Source organism: Chthoniobacter sp. (genome assembly GCF_040003245.1).
In the GTDB taxonomy this organism is placed as follows: Bacteria; Verrucomicrobiota; Verrucomicrobiia; order Chthoniobacterales; family Chthoniobacteraceae; genus Chthoniobacter.
Genome location: NZ_JBDUCX010000372.1, coordinates 1 through 4,271, shown reverse-complemented (window position 1 = coordinate 4,271; position 4,271 = coordinate 1). Strand labels below are relative to the sequence as shown.

Genomic DNA, 4,271 nt, shown 5'->3' with positions numbered 1-4,271 from the left:
GGCGGGCGCGAACACGCGCTCGTCTGGAAACTTCAGCAATCGCCCCGCGTGCGCGCGCTTTTCTGCGCGCCCGGCAACGCCGGCACGGCGCAACTGGCCACGAATGTGCCGATCAAGATCACCGAGCAGCAAAAGCTCGTGGAGTTTGCCCAGCGCGAAGGCATCGACCTGACAGTCGTGGGCCCGGATGACGCGCTGGCCGCGGGTATCGTCGATCTTTTCCAGAAGCACGGCCTGCGCATCTTCGGCCCGACACAGAGCGGGGCGCGGCTGGAATCGTCGAAGGTCTTCGCCAAGGAATTCATGGAGCGCCATGGGATTCCGACGGCCAAGGCGGGCAGCTTTTCCGATAGCAGCGAGGCGCAGCGCTTCTGCCAGAAGGCGCGGCATCCCCTGGTGGTGAAGGCGGATGGACTGGCGCTCGGCAAGGGCGTGATCATCGCGCAAAACTCGTGGGAATCCGGGCTGGCGATCCACGAGATCATGGACGCGCGCAAGTTTGGCGACGCCGGCAGCCAGGTGCTCATCGAGGAATTCCTCGAGGGCGAGGAGTGCTCGATCCACGCGCTGGTCGATGGCAAAGACTACCTGCTTTTCCCCGCCGCGCAGGACCACAAGCGCGCGCTCGACGGCGACCAGGGGCCGAACACCGGCGGCATGGGCACCTTCAGCCCGCCTTCGAGATTGCTCACCCCGGCGCTCGAGGAGCGCGTGCGGCGCGAGGTGCTCGACCCCTTCATCGCCGGCCTGCAAAAGGACGGCCTCGATTTTCGCGGGATGCTCTTCCCCGGCCTGATGATCACCGCCGAGGGGCCGAAGGTGCTGGAGTTCAATTGCCGTTTCGGCGACCCGGAAACGCAGGTGCTGCTCACGCGCCTGGAGAGCGATCTCGTGGAATTACTCGAGGCCACGATCGATGGACGGCTCGCCGGCGCGCAGGCGGCTTGGAGACCCGAACCGGCCGTGTGCGTCGTCATGGCATCGGGCGGCTACCCCGGCAGCTATGCCACCGGCAAGGCGATCACCGGACTGGAAAACCCGCCGGAGAACGTGACCGTCTTTCACGCCGGCACCCGGCAGGAGAATGGCCAGGTCGTGACCGCCGGAGGCCGCGTGCTGGGCGTGACCGCGCTGGCCGGCGACCTCGCGACCGCCCGAGAGCGCGCCTACGCGGCGGTCGAGGATATTGATTTCGAAGGCCGGCAATTCCGGCGCGATATTGCAGTCAAAGGGCTCAGCACCTAGGTTCGCCGCGCCTTATGAAATTCCCCGTAGTTTCCGCAGTGGCCGCTCTCACGCTTTTGCCGTGCGCCTTCGTGCGCGGGCAGGCTCCCGATTCGCCACCCAAGAAGGCGCCTCTCACGACCCGCACCGCGGTGGACGCGCTCAGCGATGCGGAACTCGACCAGGTCATTCATCTATTGAAGGACAATTACATCAAGCCAGACGCGCTCTCCGATGGGGAACAACACCGTGCAACAGTGCAGGGCTTGCTCAATCGCCTCGCCCCCGGAGCCGCCATCATCGAAAGCGTCGCCGGCCGGGAAATTGGCGCGAGCCCCTTTCGCTCGGAGATTCTGGACAATCGCATCGGCTACGTGCGCCTCGGGGCGATTACGGCGGGCAATGTGGGTGAACTGGACGCGGCACTGGGCAAATTCACGGCCAGCAAACTGCCCGCGCTGGTGCTGGACTTGCGCGCCACGCCAGCGGGGAGTGAATTCGAGCAGACGGCCGATATCTGCCGCCGGTTTTGTCCCAAGGGCAAGGTGCTCTTCTCGGTGAAAAAGCCGAACATCAAGCAGGAGCAAATCCTGACTTCGAAGGATGAACCCAAATACCAGGGCATCCTGGTCGCCCTCGTCGACCGGAGCACCGCGGGTAATGCCGAGGTCATCGCCGCGGTGTTGCGCACGCACGTCAAGGCGCTGGTCATCGGCCAGCAGACGCGCGGCGAAGCGGCGGAGTTTTCCGAATTCCCACTGAGCAACGGCCGGGCGCTGCGGGTCGCCGTGGCGGAAGTTTCGCTGCCGGAAAGCGCCCCGGTGTTTCCCGGCGGCGTGAAGCCGGATCTCGCGGTCGAGGTTCCCGCCGAGACCACAGAAAAGGTGCTGCAACAGGAGTTGGAAAAGGGCGTAGGCGAATTTGTTTTCGAGACGGAGCGTCCGCGCCTGAATGAAGCGGCGCTGGTCGCCGGGACGAATCCTGACCTGGACGCCGCCCAAGCAGCGCAAAAGAACCGCGGCGAGAAACCGCAACCGCCACTCCGTGACGTCGTCCTGCAGCGCGCCGTGGACTTCATCACGACGATCGCGATCTACGAGCGCAAGCCGGCCCAAAAGTAAAGCGCGGCCCGGAGTGAACGGACCGCGCTGAAAAACTTTTGCTGAGCTGGCTGGGCAGACGGTCGTTACCGGTCGCCGCGATCTCCGCGGCCACCGCCGTAACCCCCACCGCCGCCGCCACGGCCACCACCGTAGCCGCCGCCACCTCCACGACCGCCGCCACCTCCACCATAACCGCCGCCGCGGCCACCACCCCCGCCACCGCCACCCCGATAGCCACCCCCGCCGCCGCCGCCACCGGGCGGACGGTCTTCGCGCGGACGCGCTTCATTCACAGTCAGCGTGCGACCGTCGAAGGGCTTCCCGTGGAATTGCGTGATAGCAGTCTGCGCGTCGCCGTCGTTCACCATGGTGACGAAGGCGAACCCGCGTGATTTGCCGGTGAATTTGTCCTGCACCAGCAGTACTTCGGTCACAGGACCGGCTTGTGCGAAATAATCCTGGAGGTCGGTCTCCGTCGTATTGAAGGAGAGATTGCCCACGTAGAGTTTATTACCCATGTAATTTAGTCTGTTGGCCTGAGCGCGGTCTTCGGTGACGGTTCCCGGAAATCGGTTTCAAGTCGTCACTGAACAGGTTCAACTGACAATCTCCCCAACTCCGAGGGCTGTGCTAAGGTCTGTATTTGCTCCGCAAAGGTTAGGGAAAGTTCACGAAATGCAAAGCCAATTTTATCTTTTGCCGCCAGACGCCGGAAAGGGCAATCCCGGTTGATTTTCCGCCCAAGGCAAGGAAACTAGGCCCGTGGCGAATCGTCTTGTCCTTGTCATCCTAATCCTCGTTCTCGGCTGTAGCCTACAGGCTGCTGAAAAGAAGCGCTTTGTCCTTTATGCCATGCTCACGGCGAACGCCGACGTGCGACTGAACGACGGCGCGCACTGGGTGATGGACAAGGGCGATACGTTTCCCGTGGTCATGTTCAAGGAACAACAGACCAAGGTCGTACTCCAACTGGCGGGCGCCACTTTCACCACCGAGGCGGCCATCGTCAAAGTGATCGAGGAAAAGGACCTCACCCCGGAGCAAGTCGCCACCTACCGTAACAACGTGCAGCACTACCTGGATGGCCGGGCGGAAAAATGGAAGGCCGAGCAGGCCAAATGACCCCAGCCCTCAAGCTCTACGTAAAAGTCTGGTGCCCATGGTGTGTGCGCGCCCAGGAATGGCTCGATACGCGCGGCTACCGCTACACCCTGATCGACGTGGAAAAGACGCGCGCGGATTATGATGAGATGATCCGTCTCTCCGGCCAGCGTCTCACGCCCACGCTGGTCACCGCGGACGGGCTGATCCTCCCGGACTTCGGGCCGGAGGAACTTGCAGTTTTCCTGAAAAAGCACAGCATCGCCCCCTGATGTTCTCCAACCTGCTGCTGATTCTCGGTGTAGCTGTGTTCAGCTTCGCCCTCCGCAGCTTTCACCACCCCGCGCTGCGCAAGCTGGGCGCCGTGGGCGTGCTGGCCACCTCGTTTCTCGCGGGCTGGAAACTGACGGGTTACTGGGGCGTCGGCGCTTTTTGCGCGGCCAGTTGGCTGCTCCTGCCCTGGCTGGAGATCCTCACCCGGGTCCGCCGGCTCACGTTGCCGCTGGAAAAGAACCTGCGCCACAAGACCCCGCCCAACTCGGAGGTCTTTCCCGCGTTGAACGAGATCACGGAGGAGATCGAAGGCGAGAAGTTCGAGCATGTGAGCGATTCGGGTTGGGACTGGGAGGACTACGCGCAATTTTTCCGTCTTTTCTATAAAGCGGACGAGCGCACCCAGACGGCGATCTGCCTGATCGACCAGCGGGATGTGGCGTTTTTCTACCTGAGCGTCAGTTCGCGAGCGAAGGACGGCACGATCTGGACGACGTGGAATTACCCCTTCAGCTACAGCCTCAAGCTCGTCCCGCAATGGCGTGTGAACCGCCTGCGCGGCGACCAGAC

At 63.2% G+C, this 4,271-nt stretch carries 6 protein-coding genes; 5 read left to right on the top strand and 1 reads right to left on the bottom strand.

Annotation, left to right across the window (positions count from 1 at the left end; translation table 11 throughout):
• Nucleotides 1–1,245, top strand: a 1,245-nt coding sequence (gene purD, locus ABJF10_RS29705) for a phosphoribosylamine--glycine ligase (RefSeq protein ID WP_348548224.1), incomplete at its 5' end; no start/stop codon positions are given.
• 14 nt (nt 1,246–1,259) lie between these two features.
• The gene (locus ABJF10_RS29700; RefSeq protein WP_348548223.1) at nt 1,260–2,345 is read left to right on the top strand and encodes a S41 family peptidase; all 1,086 of its coding nucleotides are present in this window, start codon (nt 1,260–1,262) and stop codon (nt 2,343–2,345) included.
• Nucleotides 2,346–2,410: 65 nt separating this feature from the next.
• Here the strand turns inward: ABJF10_RS29700 and ABJF10_RS29695 are convergent, their stop codons facing one another.
• Nucleotides 2,411–2,845 carry an RNA-binding protein gene (locus ABJF10_RS29695; RefSeq protein WP_348548222.1) on the bottom strand — a complete coding sequence of 145 codons (435 nt, stop codon included), beginning with the start codon at nt 2,843–2,845 and terminating at the stop codon, nt 2,411–2,413.
• Between the two features lie 244 nt (nt 2,846–3,089).
• Between ABJF10_RS29695 and ABJF10_RS29690 the strand changes: the two genes are divergently transcribed.
• The 3 genes from ABJF10_RS29690 to ABJF10_RS29680 all read left to right on the top strand — a co-directional run.
• The gene (locus ABJF10_RS29690; protein WP_348548221.1) at nt 3,090–3,449 is read left to right on the top strand and encodes a hypothetical protein; all 360 of its coding nucleotides are present in this window, start codon (nt 3,090–3,092) and stop codon (nt 3,447–3,449) included.
• Nucleotides 3,446–3,700, top strand: a complete 255-nt coding sequence (locus ABJF10_RS29685; RefSeq protein ID WP_348548220.1) for a glutaredoxin domain-containing protein — start codon at nt 3,446–3,448, stop codon at nt 3,698–3,700. Before ABJF10_RS29690 ends, ABJF10_RS29685 begins: the two co-directional genes overlap by 4 nt.
• Nucleotides 3,700–4,271 (top strand): hypothetical protein (locus ABJF10_RS29680; RefSeq protein ID WP_348548219.1); only part of this gene is annotated, 572 nt, incomplete at its 3' end. The genes ABJF10_RS29685 and ABJF10_RS29680, both read left to right, overlap by 1 nt.